This is a genomic window from Leucobacter massiliensis, from assembly GCF_002982315.1.
Classification (GTDB): Bacteria; Actinomycetota; Actinomycetes; order Actinomycetales; family Microbacteriaceae; genus Leucobacter; species Leucobacter massiliensis.
Map to the genome: position 1 here is coordinate 1 of NZ_MWZD01000010.1, position 17889 is coordinate 17889.

At 61.4% G+C, this 17889-nt stretch carries 14 protein-coding genes; 9 read left to right on the top strand and 5 right to left on the bottom strand.

The annotated features are described in order from the left end of the window. Positions 1 to 88: 88 nt before the first annotated feature. The 8 genes from B4915_RS00795 to B4915_RS00835 all read left to right on the top strand — a co-directional run bounded on the left by B4915_RS00795 (position 89) and on the right by B4915_RS00835 (position 10964). On the top strand, positions 89 to 325 hold the full coding sequence (locus B4915_RS00795) for a hypothetical protein (RefSeq protein ID WP_146119979.1): 237 nt from the start codon (positions 89 to 91) through the stop codon (positions 323 to 325). A gap of 89 nt (positions 326 to 414) precedes the next feature. After that, a complete protein-coding gene (locus B4915_RS00800) occupies positions 415 to 774 on the top strand; it encodes a hypothetical protein (protein ID WP_105803964.1) in 360 nt (119 codons plus the stop codon). 22 nt (positions 775 to 796) lie between these two features. Continuing rightward, entirely contained in the window at positions 797 to 1522 is a 726-nt protein-coding gene (locus tag B4915_RS14300) for a hypothetical protein (RefSeq protein ID WP_146119980.1), read from the top strand. 305 nt (positions 1523 to 1827) lie between these two features. Beyond that, positions 1828 to 2745, top strand: coding sequence for a class C sortase (locus tag B4915_RS00810; protein ID WP_105803973.1), 918 nt, complete (start codon positions 1828 to 1830; stop codon positions 2743 to 2745). A gap of 151 nt (positions 2746 to 2896) precedes the next feature. Next, complete coding sequence (locus B4915_RS00815; RefSeq protein ID WP_146119981.1) at positions 2897 to 4414, top strand: SpaH/EbpB family LPXTG-anchored major pilin; 1518 nt, start codon at positions 2897 to 2899, stop codon at positions 4412 to 4414. Between the two features lie 328 nt (positions 4415 to 4742). Continuing rightward, the gene (locus B4915_RS14305) at positions 4743 to 8081 is read left to right on the top strand and encodes a SpaA isopeptide-forming pilin-related protein (RefSeq protein WP_181158409.1); all 3339 of its coding nucleotides are present in this window, start codon (positions 4743 to 4745) and stop codon (positions 8079 to 8081) included. 385 nt (positions 8082 to 8466) lie between these two features. Further along, on the top strand, positions 8467 to 10239 hold the full coding sequence (locus tag B4915_RS00830) for a sigma-70 family RNA polymerase sigma factor (protein WP_181158410.1): 1773 nt from the start codon (positions 8467 to 8469) through the stop codon (positions 10237 to 10239). Between the two features lie 164 nt (positions 10240 to 10403). Continuing rightward, positions 10404 to 10964 (top strand): recombinase family protein, encoded by a 561-nt coding sequence (locus B4915_RS00835; RefSeq protein WP_105803968.1) that lies wholly within the window; start codon positions 10404 to 10406, stop codon positions 10962 to 10964. A 25-nt stretch (positions 10965 to 10989) separates the two neighbouring features. On the opposite strand, the gene mobF is transcribed toward B4915_RS00835, so the two are convergent. From mobF to B4915_RS00855, 5 genes are all read right to left on the bottom strand, one after another. Next, on the bottom strand, positions 10990 to 14460 hold the full coding sequence (gene mobF / locus B4915_RS00840; RefSeq protein WP_146119983.1) for a MobF family relaxase: 3471 nt from the start codon (positions 14458 to 14460) through the stop codon (positions 10990 to 10992). A 138-nt stretch (positions 14461 to 14598) separates the two neighbouring features. Next, positions 14599 to 14853, bottom strand: a complete 255-nt coding sequence (locus B4915_RS00845; protein ID WP_105803970.1) for a hypothetical protein — start codon at positions 14851 to 14853, stop codon at positions 14599 to 14601. A 5-nt stretch (positions 14854 to 14858) separates the two neighbouring features. Next, on the bottom strand, positions 14859 to 15212 hold the full coding sequence (locus tag B4915_RS00850; RefSeq protein WP_245907275.1) for a hypothetical protein: 354 nt from the start codon (positions 15210 to 15212) through the stop codon (positions 14859 to 14861). After that, positions 15213 to 15494, bottom strand: coding sequence for a type II toxin-antitoxin system Phd/YefM family antitoxin (locus tag B4915_RS14310; protein ID WP_146119984.1), 282 nt, complete (start codon positions 15492 to 15494; stop codon positions 15213 to 15215). 586 nt (positions 15495 to 16080) lie between these two features. Further along, positions 16081 to 17067, bottom strand: a complete 987-nt coding sequence (locus B4915_RS00855; RefSeq protein ID WP_146119985.1) for a hypothetical protein — start codon at positions 17065 to 17067, stop codon at positions 16081 to 16083. A 202-nt stretch (positions 17068 to 17269) separates the two neighbouring features. Between B4915_RS00855 and B4915_RS00860 the strand changes: the two genes are divergently transcribed. Then, positions 17270 to 17854, top strand: a complete 585-nt coding sequence (locus tag B4915_RS00860; protein ID WP_105803972.1) for a ParA family protein — start codon at positions 17270 to 17272, stop codon at positions 17852 to 17854. The last annotated feature ends 35 nt before the right edge of the window (positions 17855 to 17889 follow it).

Consider the following 17889-nt stretch of genomic DNA (forward strand, 5'->3'; position numbering starts at 1 on the left):
CTCAGGCACTCGCAATGGCCTACGGGCAGAAGATCACCGATGCGGGCGTCTATGCTGACGTGCTCGCGGAGCTGAAAGGACTCGTGAAATGAGCTCCAGCAACGTATTCGATAGCGCGCGGAAGAAAACCCCGCCAACGCGGGTGGGCGACCTCAAAGCCGGCGGCGCGCTGGCCGAGCCGATGGTGATGCACTCGACCCGCGTGCCCGTGTCGCTGAACAAGGCAATCAAGAAACTCGCCGTCGACGAGCAGGCCACATTGCAGGCGCTCACTATCGAGGCGCTAGAGACGCTGCTGAAACTGCGAGGCAAGAGCGAAAGCTGACATGTCTACATGTAGGCATGTCAGCTTGTAAGTGAGTGTATTTGTCGGCGGTCACCCGTACAGTCGACAACGACGAGAGGAACGGTGCTATGGCTATCAACGAACAAGGGCGGCAGCTCGAAGTCGCCCGCGAAGCTGAGGAACTGCTACGCACTCTCGCGCGCTCGACCCGTGCCGTGCCGAACCCGCAAGACTCGTACCCCCTGCTGGGTGAACTGGTGGCGATGGTCGATCATCTCACCCAAGTCACCCGGCAGCTCGCCCACTGGCACGCTGGCGCTGAGGACGGCACCCACTACGCCGGGGAAGACGGCGGCACGACCGGGAGTACCCACGCCGCGGGGAGCGCGCTGAACGAGGCTCGGCAGGCGCTGCGCACCGCGTCAGAAGCGATCAGCAAGGCGTACACCGCGAATGGCGTGGTGCTCTGGTACCCCGAGTCTCGGTAACCGGGGAAGACGAAGAACAGGAATGCCGCACAAACCGTTCTCCGGCGAGACACCCTATGCGATCTGCGAGCAGTACGCAGCAGGCAAGATCGACGGGGCCCAGCTCGGCGACGAGCTGACGCGCTGGGAATATGCACCGCCGGCTCGAACCAAGGATTACTTTGACGATCTTTTGTTCGATGCGCCTGGCTCGACCGATGATCTAGAGCGGGCTCGGCGGCGTGGACTGATTGATGAGGATACGTTTTGCGAGATAGCGGATCGCCTCGAAGCGTTACATGAGGTTGACCCAGAGAAGCGTCAGCCCGAGTTGTTTGCCAGTCTCACTCCGGCGCAACACGAGCAGGTGGCGGCAGCGTGTTGGCACGTTCTGAACGATGGTTTTCCCCTTGAACGGGAATCCGTCGAGAGGATCACGACGCTGCTCGTCGACGACCCGCAGCAGTTCGCGATTCTGTACGGACCATACATCGAAGCGAAACCGGGCGGGCAGGTCGACGTTGAGGCTTGGCGGGAGATGAAAGAACGTATGCGGAGTGCTCTGGCGACCGAGCTGAAACGCCTTGAGCAAAGCGATTACGCAGAACTGGCCGAACGTGCCGAACACGGTGAGCTGCGCGTGAAACCCGACGGTATCAGCGTGCAGGGTGCCGCCGCCGAGGGGCAACGTCTTCTCATGGAAGCTACCGGAGCAACCAGTGTTGAAAGAAGCGACCCAGATTGCGCTTGGACGCCTCTCCGAGACTGACGACGAGACCAACTGATGCTCGCGTTCTGCAGCTACTTCAACTGGGTCGATGAGGCCGGCAAAACGCATCAGCTGCCGGGCTACGATTCGAAGCTCGGCGAGACTCGAGGGCAGGCCCGGTTGACACCAGGCTCCCGAACGGTGTGCATTCGGGTTACAGGCATTGCCGAGCGGGAGGACTAGCTATGACGCCGAGCGTTCCAGCCGTAATTACGGCATCAGATTTTAGGTTCCTGAGGTGTCTGGAATAGTGAGTCGGTGGCTAAGCCGTGATTAAGGAGGGCACCATGGCGGAGGATGAGCGAATGGTAAGGCGTAGGGCTCGGCGTCAGTGGCGTCCGAGCGTTCTAACCTGGTCTATTGCTGTACTTGCGGTCGCCGGTATGGTCGCGGGGTTGTACCCGATGACCGCAGCCTGGCTGTCTTCTTACAATCAGTCTCAAGTGATCAAAAATGCTGAAACGAGCATTGATTCGCTCTCTCCTGGCAAGGAAGACCAACTTGCTGCGGCACACGCCTACAATGACGCACTTTCCGCTGGTGTGAGGCTTGAAGCAGGAGGCAACGTGCCCGTCGGGACGGGCAATCTGTCTGGTGGTGATCTTCGGTATGACGAGCTTCTCAACTCCAATGAGGAAGGGTTGATGGGGCGTATCAAGATCCCTGGAATTTCCGTTGATCTGCCCATTTACCATGGCACGTCTGATGCTGCTCTTTTGAAAGGTGCGGGGCATCTTGAGGGGAGTCATCTTCCGGTAGGTGGTGAGAATACGCGGTCAGTGGTGACTGCTCACCGTGGTTTGGCGAACTCGACGATGTTCACGAATCTCGACAAGGTTGGCTCCGGGGACACGTTTACCGTTGAAGTGCTTGGGGAAATCCTCACATATCGCGTGTTTGACATTCAGGTGATTGATCCTGATGAAACAAGCTCGTTGCGGGTGCAGCCAGGTCGTGACCTGGTCACGCTGATCACGTGTACTCCCCTAGGGATTAACTCTCAACGGATTGTGGTCACCGGTGAGAGGATCACCCCGACACCTCCAGAAGACCTTGCCAGCGCTGGCGCAGCGCCGACGATTCCGGGGTTTCCGTGGTGGGCGGTCATTGGTGGGGCGGGTGTGCTCCTGATCGGCGCTTATACCATTCGCCAGGGGTTCGTTGACGCGCGCGTTAGGGAGCGTCGGCGGCAGAGTGATGCTTTCGAAGCGCAGAGCGTTTGAGTCACGCTAACGAGTTTTGTAACGAAAAAGTAACATCGTCATATGTGGTCACTAGTTAGTGTCTATATCAGGTGAGCGCTGCAGTTTAGCCGGCGGCGTGTCATGACGTAGGGGACGGTCGTCTTCTGCGGTTACGAAAGGAGACGTTCGGGTGGCTGAACGGAAAACGATGCGGCGTGTGGCCGCGATGGTCGGGGCTGTGGCTGTCGGTATGACTGCCATGGTCGGTGCGAGTTCTGCCGCGTTTGCTGCGCCGCAGGGCTACGGCGACATTGATTTTGATCGGGACGGGTCGTTGACGGTGCATAAGTACTTGCACCAGGTCAATGGCACTGACGGTGATATTAGTGCGGCTCCTGCTGCGGGTGATTTCACTGACCCGGTTGAGGGTGTGGTGTTCACGGTGTACCCGCTGCTGAAGGACGGTCAGCCGGTTGACCTGTCTGTGCCGGCGAACTGGGACGCTTTGGGTGACCTTACGCCCGGTGCTGCGTGCACGGCACCTGCCGGGTACACGCTTGGTGCGGGGCAGGCGATGCCTGCTACCGGTGCGAATGGTGCCGCGAATGTTGCGCTTCCGATCGGCGCGTACCAGGTGTGTGAGACCTCGGCTCCCGCACAGATCATCGATTCCGCGTCTCCGTTTATCGTGACGGTGCCGATGCCGCACGAGAACGGGTGGGTGTACGACGTACACGCCTACCCGAAGAACGGTGAAGCGACGATCGAGAAGACGATCGAGGAGCAGCAGGACACCGGCCTCGGGTCGGTCGTGAAGTTCCCTGTGACCGCACCGATCCCGACCACTGGTGATGAGTGGACCGGGTTCGCGATCCGCGATACCCTCGACGATCGCCTGACTCCGGTGGACCCCGCAGATATGGCAGTCACTGTTGATGGCGCTGCGCTCGACTCGTCCTACTACGAGCTGACTGTCTCCGGCCAGCAGATCACGATGAACTTCACCCCCGCCGGGCTCGCGTGGCTGAATCAGGGCCCGAACGCCCAGGCTGGGAAGAAGATCCAGGTCGTGTTCGCAGGTACGGTGACGACGCTGGGGAATGGTTCGATCACTAACGAGGCTGAACTGTGGCCGAACAACCCGGGGTTCGACCCGAGCACGAACCCGCCGATTCCGTCGAACGAGGTCGAAACGCACTGGGGCAGCCTTGAAGTGCAGAAGCGTGCCGCCGGTACCACCGGCAACGAGGGCCGCCTGAATGGTGCGGTGTTCGAGGTATACAACGCTGTTGACCCGTATGCTGCTGATTGCTCGACCGCGGAAGCTGCTGGTGACCCGGTTACCGTCAATGGTGCTACTGAGTTCACCTCGGCAGGTACCGGTGTCATCTCGGTTCCTGGTCTGTTCGTCAGTGACAGCGTGAACCCGGTGATCAACGCTGAGCAGCGCTGCTACGTCCTCAAAGAGGTCGCAGCTCCCGCAGGATACGTGCTCCCCGCTGATCCGTTCACTGCGGTCACAGTGAAGATCGGTGAGACCACAGTCTCGGATAACGTCGAGATTGTGAACACGCAGCAGGACGTACCTGAGCTGCCGCTGACGGGTGCCGCGGGTCAGGTCATGCTTATCGCTGGTGGTGTCGCAGCGGTCGCCGTTGCTGCGGGCCTCGTGATGATGAACCGCCGCCGACAGCGCCTGGACGCCTAACAAGATGAGTGTCCGTGCGGGCCGCGAAGCCGCGGCCCGCACGGACACGGAGTCTCTAACTCGTACAGTCATAAATCGAACCTGCACAGCACCTTGCCCCTCTGCGGGCGATGCAGTCTATTTGCCCGAGTTGGTGCTCCACACAGCTTTGAGGAACGGAACTATGGCCACACCAAATGCCAAACTATTGCCCCTGCCCGATTCGACGCTTTCACGTTCAAAAGGATTGCGAGCGCCGTTGAGGAGGCTCGGGGCGGCACTCCTGGCTGCAGCTGTTGTGGCTGGTCTACCTTTTGTACAAGCATCCTCGCCCGCTCAGGCTGCCACTGTGTACGAGATCGAGGGCAACTGGGGGGAAGACACGCCGAACGAGGTCAAGACCGGTGACGTGGTCAGTACTACGTGGCGCTACAACATCAACGATGACAGTGCCGCGCCAACCAATGACCCCGTTGATAACGTCACCCTTACGTTCGTTTCCCAGGGGGCCGTCTTTACAACTCTTCCCAGCGTATGCCTGGTCGGCGGCGTCACTCCCGATTCGTCGATATCAGCAGACGGTAAGACGATGACTTGCAACCTCGGAACACGCGATCAGGGCACAGCAGAACTCGTAATCACAGGTCTATCTGTGCAGGCAACCGATGGCGAGCAAGTTACCGTTTCCGGAAGTGTGGGCGACGTAACCGCAGGGTTGCCCCCTCTATCGGTAAAGAACGTGTTTGCGATGGATCTGAAGTTCGATGGTTCGGTTAGGAGCGCTCCAAGCTCCAACGGAACATATCAAGAGTTTTGGCTCCCGTGGTCGCTTCAGCACGGGCCAAATGGTCCCGCGGGGCCTGCCTCCGTTTCATATAACATCCAAATTACCGATTCACTCAATCAGGACATCCAGCTTTTCGCTGGTCAAGCTTGCAATGCATTGGACTTAACTTTCTCCGGATATCCAAGATCTGATAGTGCTGCTGGATCGGACCAAAAAGCTGCCTTCCCAACATGTACGATCACCCGCAGCTCGAAGAACAATTTTAGGCTTACGCTGAGTGGGCTTGACTATGCGCAATCGTCTTATCCCACAAAGGACGGCGCTGGTGTCGACCTGCCGTCAGAATGGAATGTCATTGCGTCGGGAAAGATCAGCATGTACTTCCCGTACACCGAACCAGGGAACCTCACGGTCACTGTAAACGCGCCGACTTACACTTCCCCAGTCTCCGGTCAAGCTTCCGCTGATGACGGGAGTAACAACACTCACTCCGTGCCCTACACCCGTGGCAGTCACACAAGCGGATGGCAGCCTCAAACCATGAGACCGCGCCCAATTGGGAGCTATTGGAACGATACGTTCCGACAGCTGGTGGGCGGGCCGGTGCGTCAAGGTGTTGGAATCGTGCCGACCACGAACACCACCACGAACCAGGTGTGCAGCATTCTTGACACCAAGTATGTCGAGTTCGAAGGGGCCGCTGTAGGCCGGTCTACGAGTGCAGGGACGATCTTGTCGGATCCGGACGTAACTGAGTGGTACTACATAGGCTCTGATCCCAGTGTGAATCCGAGCAGCCCGTCCTATAACCCGAACAGTTTCAGCTGCGAAACCGGCTGGGGAAGCAACGCCTGGGTTTCCACCCCACCAGCGGATCTGAGCCAAGTAAAAGCTGTCCGCGCAACAATCGGCAACCAGAGCGGCTTCGATATGAGCGACCGCAATCTCGTGATGTTGTATGTCGATTCAAAGATCAAAGCTGGAGTTCCGGAAGGACAAGACATTTGGCAGTGGGGCTCCTACAAGTACGGATCAAATGCCTGGCAGTCCCCTCACCGTGAGATGAATTCGGCCGCGAAACCCGCCACCGGTACACTCACACCCAACTCGCGCTACCCCTTCGCCGCGCCGCAACGTGATGTGATGCGGGTGATCGTGGCCCAACCAACGATCGAGAAGCAGGTAGACGCGGCCGAAACCATCCCTGGAGCAACGGTTACCTATACGCTGCGCTATCGCGCCGAAGGCGCGACGGATATCGCCGTACCGAACTACAAGGTCGTCGATACCCTCCCCGCAGGGATGAATTTCGTACCCGGCAGCGCATCGGTGGCCCCGACCACTGTGAGCGGCCAAACCCTTAGCTGGGACTTCGCAACCATTAATACGAATACGGACTACGTCATCACATTCCAAGCAACCATCCCGGGCGACGCTGAGCCCGGAGCGAAGTTTGTGAACACGGCAACTTCAAGCATCGGTACACACCAGGCGACAGCGGACGCCACCACCACGATTCGTGAGAGTGGTCTGACCCTACTCACAAAGTCAGCAGAACACGCGAAGGTCCCGCACGAGGATGGTGTCGCAACGGATTCATGGACAGTTCGAATCACCTCAGCCGACGTCAAAACGCAAGCGTTTACGGACACCATTGATGTGCTCCCATATAACGGCGACGGCCGAGGTACCAGCTTCTCCGGGAGTTACGAGCTCAATGGACCCGTTCAAGCTGTCGCCGGTGCAACCGTTTATTACACTAACGCAGACCCCACGACGCTGAAGGCTGACCCTGCTGATCCATCAAATGGTGCGGCGAACGACCCGAGTACAAACACTGTGGGATGGGGTACCACGTTCATACCCGACGCGACGGCAGTACGCGTTATTGGGCCGGCGCTGGCTCCGTCTGCGCAGCAGGAATTCAGTATCCCCGTGATCACTACGGGAGCAACGGCTGAAGATCTCTACGTTAACGTCGCAGAGGCCCGTGCCGAGAGAACCAAACTCAAGATGCGCACCTCAAGCATGTTCCAGATCGCCGCTGTGAAATCAGTTTCGATCAAAAAGTACGTGCAGGACTCCGACGGGAACTGGCATGACGCGCAAAATGTGGACGATTACCCGACGCATTACGCGGGAGACACGGTTCCTTACCGGCTCGTGGTGACCAACACTGGTGATGAGACGCTGACCGATGTGCAGATCACGGATGACCGGGTCGATCTTGCAGGGCTGGATCCGCTGCCGGATGGCCTCGAAGCTGGAGCTGTGATCCCGGAGTTGCTTCCGGGTGAGGATAACGCGGTCACGATCGAGTACTCGATTGTGCTCGGCGATGAAGCGGCCGGAGGTTCGCTGATCAACAACGCGTGCGCGATCCCGGAAGACGCGGGTGTTGAGGAGTCCTGTGATCCCGCAGGGATCCTGGTCGAAACGTCGACGCTTTCGTGGGAGAAGGTGAATGCGGGAGACGTGAGTGAGTATCTGGCGGGCTCGGAGTGGTCGTTGGTGCGCGTCGACGAGAACGGGGACCCGGTCGGTTCTGTGATTGCGGTGACGGATTGTATCGAAGACGCTGCGGCTGATTGCAGTGGTCCTGATGTGAACCCGGAGCCAGGGAAATTCAAGATCGCCGAGCTTGCTGCGGGTGATTATGTGCTGACGGAGACGCGTGCCCCGGCTGGGTATGTTCTTGATGATACCCAGCGTGAGATCACCGTGCGTGGTGACACCGAGTTCGAGGTTCCTATTGAGAACACGCAGTCGGATGTTCCGCAGCTGCCGCTCACCGGTGGGATGGGAACGTTTGCGATCTTCCTCGGGGCTGGCAGTGTTGGTCTCTTGGTCGCGTTCGCCTTGTGGATGCAGCGGCGTCGCTCCCGGATAGCCATCAGCTAGGAGGAATGACGTCTCCTGGCGGAGGGGGTGTGGTGAGTTTCAGCAATGAAACAGAACCCACCCCCTCCTGCCGCTTTCAGAGGAAGACAGAGGCGTGGTGCGCAGCGAGAATGACTTTGCCCACCATGCCGGGACCTTAGGGTGGGAGCGGCATGGTGGGCAAAGTCATGAGCAACAAAGAATCTGAACGACAAGAGTGTGGCTTCAGGATTATGTTGCTCATGGGGAGCGGCTGGTAGGGGGAGTTCAGCCGCTCAGGTATATAGACACGATGTGGGCTGGTTTTCTGACTGATGTTCCAAAGTATTGTGAAGAATATTGCAAGCTATGGGGCTGTGACGCATAGCTTGCGCGCAGTATGAGCCGCCGGGATGGGGGTAGAGCGTTGAAGAGCGTTGAAGTTGCTGTTGCATCTGACATGGTCCTAGTTGAGCTGACGCGCAGTGGAAATATGGATGCGTATGGGGAGTTGTGGCGACGTCATAGTTCCGCGTTGCTTGTTGCGGTGCGTTGTTTCACGGGGTTTGATCCTGACGATGTGGTCCAGGAGACTTTCCTTCGGGTGTTGCAGCAGCTCCAGGAGGGGCGTGGTCCGGAGACAGCTTTTCGTGCCTATGCGATTATGGCGGCCCGCAATGTCGCGAGAAACATGGCCCGTGATCGTAGTGGTGACGAGATCACTGGTGTTGAAGACTATGTTTTCGATACCCAAGCCCCACCTGAACCGGATTCGGGTGATGCGGTACTGAAGAGTGCGTTTACCCAGCAAGTGTTCTCATCGTTGCCGACACGGTGGCAGGAAGCGCTCTGGTACCGGGAAGTAGAAGGCCTCCAGGTCCAGGAGCTCTGTGCTTACCTGGGGATGAGCGAGAACACGGCGTCCGTGCTCCTGAAACGCGCCCGTGAGGGCTTCAAACAGGCGTGGATCGCTGCGAATCTTGAACCTGCATCTGGCCTGTCCCCCGATTGTCGGTGGGTGGTGGAGAAGCTCCCACAATTCGCGCGGGGAAAAGCTTCCGCTCGAACAGAACGGAAGCTTGCCTCGCATTTTGAGTCCTGCACGAGATGCTCGATCCTCTCTAGCGAGGCCGAAAAGTTGCACGAGCGCCTTGCGATGGTGTTACTGCCCGTGTTGTTCGGTGGTTCTGCTTTTACTGGGTATGCGGCATGGCTGCAGTCCGGGGCGTCATCAGCGGCAGCGGTGACGGTCGCACAGGGAAGCGCGCACACTGTGCAGATGGGTGTCGGCGGCGGCTTAGCCAAGGGCGCTGTGGTTCCACTCGCGGTGCTCTCGGCAGGAGCGTTGGCGGTCTCTATCGCGTTCTCAGTGCCTCCTGGCTCGTCTGTTCCACCCTCCACACATGCAGAAGATGCTCCGGCGATGCCTTCGGCGGCGTCTGGGAATGAAAGCGACACCAAGGACTCCCACGTAGCAGACACTGACGACCATGACACGACAGCTGGCACAGACGATGCAGTGGTCGAGACCGTTGACAGTAATGAGGAGAACCAGGTCGACGACACGAAGGACACAGCGAACGAGACTGAACCGGAGACAGATAAGGCCTCTGACGACAATACTGACAAGCCCACTGAGGAACCCCCGAACGCTCCGAACAACCTGACAGCCACACCAGCTGACGGAGTGGAAGTAGGTGTCTATCCTCGGCTTATTGGAGTCGCCGCTCCACATGCGACCGTGAACTTAACGATGATCAACCAAAACGGGCAAACTGCTGAGCATACGGTTACTGCGGATGCTCAAGGCCGTTGGGTGTACACCCCGACACAGTTAATGGGTCAAGTCACAATAACTGGATACCAGGAATACTCGTTCTCGGGAGAACCACGCAAAGATAGCGTGGTGTCTCTCGGCGTGCATGAAGTCGGTTACGGTCTCGACATTCAGGTGGATGCTACCGGCCCCCAGCAGACCACCATCCGGTTGAGTGGTCTCGCAGCACCCACGAAAAACCAAGTGGTAAATATTGAATCCACTACTCATGGCACGCTCGCTAAGCATTTCCCTGCCACAGCGCCGGGGGAAGTTGTCATCACAGTTCCATATGCTCGCTCGACGTTGGGTGATCTCCGGTTCTGGCAAGGAGATACCTCCGAAGGCCCTAGGCGTACATGGTGGCGGACTCTACAGGAGTAAAGAATTTCCTGTTGAGCTCAACGAACTTGTGCGCACCGAAAACGGTCGTTTTCGGTGCGCAGTTCGTCGACGTCGCAGAGCTGCACGACACGCCGAGAAGCGGCGCACCGAAACCCCCTACCGAAACTGAATCGCACCGATACTGAGCGCGTACCGTTTATGGCATGGCCGAAGTATTTGGGTATGCGCGAGTCTCGCGCAAAGAGCAAGATCCAGGCGCGCAGGAAGCCGAGCTGCGCGCGGCCGGCTGCAATCGCGTGTTCGTCGACCATGGCGAATCGAGCCGCATCGCTGATCGCCCCGAGTGGCGCAAGCTCATTGACGTAGCTGCGCGCCCCGGCGACACGATCAAGGTCCGCAAGCTCGATCGACTTGCCGGCAGTGAGCGCCTCATGATCGAGGTGCTGTCCGAGCTGAATGACCGCGGCCTGAATATCGTGAGTCTCACGGAGCCCACCATCGACACCACTACACCGATGGGGAAGGCGCTCTATGGCATCGTCGTTGTCTTCGCGCAGCTCCGTGTCGACACGATCAGAGAGAACACGCGCCTTGGGTTAGAGCACGCCAGGAGCCAGGGGAGGGTCGGCGGCCGCCCAACCGTGATGACGGCCGAGCGGCTCGCCGCGGCCCAGAAAATGCGCGCAGAGAACCAGAGCTACGCACGTATCGGGCGCGTGCTCGGAGTCGGCGCATCAAGCGTGCGACGTGCGTTATCTCAGTAGTCTCCGGCGCTTACTGTTTGGAGTCTTATCTGCCGATATTTGGGCCACGGTGCGGGACCGAAGGATATGCCCGTGATCGATGAGGCTGTTCCTGCCGGAGTCGTTCGGCACGCTCGTGGGCGAGCTGTTTGTCGCGGGCGGCTTGCTCGGCCGCGGCCTGGTGCTTCGCCTGCACTCGCTCGGCGGCTTGAGCAGTGGGGAGCTGGCGCAGCTCAACGACCTCGGCGCGGGCGGTGGTGGCACGGTCGCGCCATTGTTCCGCGTACCGTATCGCACGGCGTTCCCCGCTCTCGGCCGTCATCACATACGCGGCGGGGTCATTGCGGAACACTTGGCGGGCGAGGCTGGATGCTTCTAGCGGATGTCGCTTGCTGGCAGCGCCCAGCTCGATCTTCGCAGCGGTCGCGGCCTTGCTTGCGTCGCGCACCCGCGGGTCTTGGCCGGCGGCCTGCTGGCTGACGCGCTCGGCCCAGCTCTCGACCTCGCCGGCACCCCACGGGGCGCTGCCCCAGCGCTGCGTGGCACTGTCTCGGGCCTGTTCCCACTCGCTTGTGGCGGTCTGGGCGTCGCGCTCGGCACGTCGGCGACTGAACCGGCCGGCGCTGCGCGCTTCCTGGTGCGCCTGCGTCGCTCGCTCGCGCAGCGCAGCAATCTCAGCCCCATCGGTCTGGGCTTCAGTGCGCAGCGGGGCGAGCACTTGGGCGTGCATCTGCTGTGCGGTGTCCTGCGTCGTTTCCGCGGCCTGTTCGAGCTGGTGCAGCTCGACGGCCTGCTGCTCGCGCAGCCGGGCAAACTGGGCAGCGGCATCATCCCAAACGGTGGCCTGCCGTTCGGCTTTCGCGGCTTCTTGGGTGAGCTGGTCGACCTCGGCGGCCACGGTCGCATCGTGGCCGGTGACGATGCCGCGCATGTCGCGCTCGACCTGTTTTCGGGCTTCGTCGAGGCCTCGGTCGGCGCTGTCGCGCGCAAATGCATCAATGAACTGCTCGCGCGCCTCGTCGTGGCCTGTGGCGACGACGTGCAGCACGTTTGCGGTGCGGCCGCGGGTCATGCCGACGTAGACGCCGGCGGCTTCCATCTCGTCGGAGAGCACCGCGTGCGCGGTATCGACGGTCATGCCCTGCGCGCCGTGCCCGGTGACCGCGTAGGCGAGCTGCACATGCTCGGCCACGTATTCGGCGTCGAGGGTGCGGTGGTGCCCGGTCTTCGGGTCGGCCACGGTGATCCGGCCGTCAGCGTTCACGCTCCGCACGGTCCAGGTCTGCCGGTTGGCGACGCCGAGCTCGCGGTCGTTCTCACGAGTCGCCACCTGCGCGCCTGCGGCGATGGGGTCGCCGTCTCGCCCGTGCGTAACCGTACTGGGGTCGATGATGCCGGCGGCGACCAGTCGCTCGTAGACGGCGTGGTTGATCTGCTGCGCGGCCGCGTTCGTTGCTGTGACCGCGATAGTGGAGCGGCCAGCCGTGTGTTCGAGCGCGAGGGTTTCGGAAAGCCGTACCCGTAGCTCGTCGGGGGTGCCGGTCTGGATCAGGCCACGCGCTGCGAGTTCGTCGAAGATCTGGCCGGCGTCCTCGCGGTCGCGCATCCTGAGCGAGAGGTCGGCGTACCCCTCGTCGATCTGGCCGTCTGGGGTGCGGAATCGGCGCACGTCGGTGAGGTCGAGGGATGCGGTGGCGAGCTGCGCGGCCCGTGCGAGGTATCCGCCGCGGCCGACGGCTGCGAGCTGCGCCGCGTCCCCGGAGAGCACGAGTGATCCGAGGCGCATATCGTCGACGTACTGGTGCAGCGCTTGGGCGGTGTCTTGGTCGAGCATCCCGGCCTCGTCAACGACGAGCACTGTGCGCTCGTCGAGCCGCCACCCCTCGGGCTGGGTGCGCCACTGTTCGGGGAGCTGCCAACGGCCGGTGTCGTCGACCCTGGCGCCGGCACGGTACAGCAGAGCGTGGACACTCTCACCGTCGACGCCGAGCACGTCACCAGCTTCGAGCGCGCCGCGCTTGGTCGGGGAGACAACGACCAGCCGCCGGCCCTGCCCGGTAAGGGAGTCGGCGGCCGCTTCGAGCATCGTGGTTTTCCCAGCCCCGGCAGCACCCTGGATCACGACCAGCTCGTGTGTGCCGGCTATCGCTTCGGCCGCCGTCTGCTGCTCGGCCGAGAGCGTGAACCCCTCCCGCTCGACGGTCACGGTGCCGGCCTCACCAGGCATTACCGCGCGAGCGGTGAGTGCGTCGGTGAGCTGCTGGTCGACCGCGAGCACCTGGTCGCTCGTGTAGTGCCTGACGCCCTCGACGTTCACGCCGTGGTCGAGGAACGAGACGCTGCGCTGCATGGCGGTGTCGATAGCTGCCTGCCGCAGCTCGGCCACACCCTCGGAGCTGATGAGGTACGTCTGTGCGAGGCGTCGGTCGACGGCGGCCTCAACGTCGGCCAGCGACCACGCGGAACGCTGCCGGCCGAGGTCGTCGAGCGCCCCATCCCCGATCACGGCCGGGTCGATCTGTGAGGCTTCCTGCCCGTACAGCGTGCGGTCGACGTTCTGCGGGGTGACCTCGCCCACGGTGCGGGCCAGCCCCTCGGGGGTGAGTTCCGCGTCGGGTTTCTTCGTCGGCCGCTCCTGCGCCCAAGCGTGCGTATCCCACGCCTGCCACTGCCGCGGCCCAGGCTCGACGCCTGGGTGCGCGATCCGCCATTCCATTTCGAGCGCTTCACGATTCTGCGCGACCTGATCGCGGCGAGCCGAATGCTCGTCGACGAGGGCCGCGAACTCGGTGATGCGGCCGCCGCCCTGCGCCGGCTCCCACGACAGTCCCTCGGCCGCGAGCACCTGGCGCAGCTCCATATCGGTCGAGAGTGAGAGGTCGGCGGCCGCGTTCACACGCTCCGCGAGCCGGTACAGCGTGCGTCCGTCGACCGCACGCCACCGCCCCTCAGCTACACCTACGGGAAGAATCTGCATGTGCCGGTGGTAGTGCGGGTCACCTGTGCGACTCGTGGTGTGCTGCACGCTCGTGAACTCCATACGCTCGAACTTCACTTGCCGCTGCTTCCCAATGTCACCCACACGGGTCACGGCGTGCTCGCTCACCGCCTCGGCCGCAGCGGTGCAGGCGCGACTCATGGCCTGTTCGAGCGCGGCCGCAACCCTCGGGTTCGCGGCCGCCGCGAGGCTCAGCGTCTTATCCACGCTGATAATCGTTTCTTGGTAGAGCGGCGTCCCGCCGACTTCCTCGACGCCCTCGGAGTTGATAAACCGGCGCTGCCGGAACGTGCCGCGCACCTCGTCGGTCACGGGGTCGCGGTGCTCCATCCACGCCCGGAACTGCTCGGCCGACAGCTCCCCCATTTCAATACCGCCGGCACCGATCACGCCGTGCTCGACGGTGCGCTCGGTACCCTCCCGGTAGTAGTCGTCGAGCCGGTCAGTATCGCGTTCGAGCAGGTAGCTCTCAGCGGTCGCGGCCGAGCCGCGAAACGCCTTGAAACCGCCCTTACTCACTGTCCTCACTCCGTCCGGTACAGCGCCGCACAGCGGCGCAGCTAGTTCACTAGATTACGTGCTTCAATATTAGCGAGCGGACTGTGAGTGTGGGTTTGCCTGCGGAGCTAGCAAAGGGCGAGCGGGTGCGGTAGGTGGCTAGGGGCGTAGCGTAGGCGGGTCGGTGGTGAGGTCGAGGAGCGGCTGATCGAGCGCGGCGAGCATGTGCAGCAGTTCCTCGCGCAGCTCGTCGAGGGTCGCACCGATGGGTGCGACTGGATCGGTAGTGTAGAGCGGTTTCTTGCTGTCGTCGAGAGGGTACAACTCTCGAATCTCGAATGCTTCACCGCCCGGATCGGCGTCAGGGTTCGTCGAATCATTCGAGCGAGAAACGACATAGCGCCAGATACCCATATCTGTCACGCCTCCGACTGCCGTCCAAGCCGCTCGGCAGCGGTTAGGTACACGTCGAGGCCGCTGCGCTCGCCCACGGCGACGGCCTCGACTGCGACGGCTTCCACCTCGTTCGGGGTGTAGCGGTACACAAGCCGGTAACGGGGTTTTCCGACACCGTTGGGGTCGAAGTAGAACTTGTAGCAGTCCGAGAGGTCGCCAGTCTTGACGTGCTGGCCGAGGGGTTGGCCTTGCACGCGGCCGTCGCGAATGAACGTGAGCATATCGAGCGCCATTTTCCGCGTGCGTAGGTCGGGCAGCGCGTAAACATCGCGGTCGAAACCGGGGAGGCTGGTCAGTGCCAGCTTACGGCGCGCCACTTACTCGTAGTCGGCCGCGTCAAGACCCAGCTCGGCCGCAAGTACGCTGAGCGGGCGGGCCTGCTCAGCGTTGCGCTCGCGCACAATCTGGGCGATCTCGATTTCCTCAATCGCGGGCAACAGCGACGTGTACAGCTCGAACGGGATCACCACAGCTTCTGGGCGGCGGTGTGAGCCGAACACGACAGGATCGGCCGTCGCACCCTCTGTGCGGAATCGGCGCAGCGCTTTGGGAATCTCGGTGCGAGCTTCCCGGCTGGGGAGAACATGAGCGATAGACATAACGCCAGCATACCTGATGCGACACGAATAGGCACACAAATGTGTCACGTTCTGTTTGGGTCGTAGACTTCGCTGGCTCGTCTCTGCCGCTCTCAAAAGCTTCTCGACCTGGACCCCAACCGGAAACGCACTCGCATCGCTCTCAGGGCCGCTCTCGTGCGTCTCTGGGGGTGTTCCGCTGTGAGTGTGAGCTGCACTTGATGATGCATCTTTACGCCAATCCGTGGGAAGCATGGGCGTAACCAACTCCTCTGAAGGCAAGGGTTTCGCTTGCGAAACCCGCGGCAGCCCGGAAGGGGCGTAGCCCGTTGAGCACTTGTCGAGACGTTCTAGCTTCGCGCACGCGCGCGATCTTGGGGTACGTAATTAAGTAACTAAGAGAGAGAACTAGTAAGAGAAAGAACTAGGGAAGAACGACAGTCCATGCGGGAGTAGAGCGAGGCGCAGGTATTTCCCTACTGACCGTCTCATCATTTCCCTACTGACCGTCTCGCAGGGGTACTTATCCACAAGCTCGGGAGCGAGACGGTCAGTAGGGAAAAGACGGCTTTCGATTTGTGTAGTGAGCGTCCCGCCATATGAGTTGCTACAGCTCGTCGGCGGGCAGTCTGAGTAGCGGGCTGCGCCGGATGACGAGCACGGTTCCCCCGCCGCGTCGACCGGGCACCCGCTCGATAGTGAAGTTCGTCTCGATGCTGTTGCCGTGAATCCGGCGGGTTGCTGCCGCTTCGTCGAGCGCGACGCGGAACTTCGCCCGGAAGTTATCGAGGCGTTTGTAGCCGTGGGTGAGTTCGTTGTAGAGGTCTGCCCACTCGAAGATTCGCTCGCGGTTGGGGCCGTCCTTGATCGAGAACAGCACTTTCTCAAGCCACGCGGCAACCTGCATCGGGAACGGCCCCGACATGCGCGCGAGTGCGTCGAGGCGTGCCGGAGGGGTCTTCGGATCGAGAGCCAGGTCGATAAGGAGCTGCGAGGGCACGATGTAGGAATCGAGGCCGTCGAGCACGTCGCCCCAGCCGGGCACGTAGAGCTGCACATCACTCGCAAGCGTCGTCGACTGCTGGCGGTAGCGGCGGCCGCCCTCGGCGTTCTCCGGCCCCCACTCGGCCATGTGGAACGTCGCTACAGCGAACCCGGTGACTTGACGGGTGAGTTCCTGGTGCATCCGGCCGCCGCTCGATGTGTAGCCGAGGTCGGCCGCGAGAGCGCGCTGCGTCTCTTCGAGGCCGATCCCGTCGAGTGGGTTACCGCCAGCCTTGACGGTCGAGCGGATCTTCGTGGCAATCGCCGCACCGATCAACAACGCCGGCTTCCCCGAGGGCACGGGAGCCTCGACCCATTCCCCGCGCTTGGTGAGCACTTCGCCTGCGGTGATCTTCCATGACGTGAATGAGTTAGAGGCATCCCACTTTCGAGAGGGTTGCTCGTCCATCGGTGTCAGCGAGAAGTAGCCGTTGCCAAGCACGATGCCGCGGCGCTCGTTCGCTTCGCCGTGCTCAACGGCGGTGGCATGTTCGAGCTGCCGGCGCATCCATCCGGGCATCTCCAAGGGGTTCTCGTTAGGTACGCTCATATGCGCCTCCTGGTCGTATCAGGTGGTGTAACGCGCCGGCGGCTTTCGTCGGTGCGGCGAGCCGTTCCCGGTGCCAACGGGGGCGGCTCGCTTTTATCCTATGGCACACACGGAAGATGTTTACATGTCTACATGTAATCGTGTTGCTGGTATAAATATCAATGCATTTACAAGCAGACATGTCTACATGTAAACTTGCACCATGAAGATCGCAATAGTGAACCTGAAAGGCGGCACGGGGAAAACCTCGACCGTCATGCACCTGGCGGCCGTGCTCAAGATGGCGGGCGATAGCGTGCTCGTGGTCGATGCTGACCCGCAGGGAGACGCGCTCAACTGGGCGAACACGCTGGAATGGGATGTGACCGCGCACCCGAAACCCACGATCCATAAACAGACGTGGCTCGGCGCCTCGCACGATCACGTCGTAATTGACACCCCGCCCGGCGACCTGAGCGTAACGACATCTGCGCTGCGCGCAGCCGATCTGGTCGTAATCCCGATGCAGCCCACGGGCGGCGACTTCGCGCAGTACGCCGAGACCGTACAGCTCGTCGAGGAAGTGCAGGCGCTCACCGATGCGACGGCCGTTGTGTTGCTCACGCGAGTGGTGAAGCGCACGGTTGCTGCCGCTCAGGTGCGCGAAGCGCTGGAGCCGTTCGGTATCCCGGTACTCGACACCGAAGTGCCACAAGCTCAGGCACTCGCAATGGCCTACGGGCAGAAGATCACCGATGCGGGCGTCTATGCTGACGTGCTCGCGGAGCTGAAAGGACTCGTGAAATGAGCTCCAGCAACGTATTCGATAGCGCGCGGAAGAAA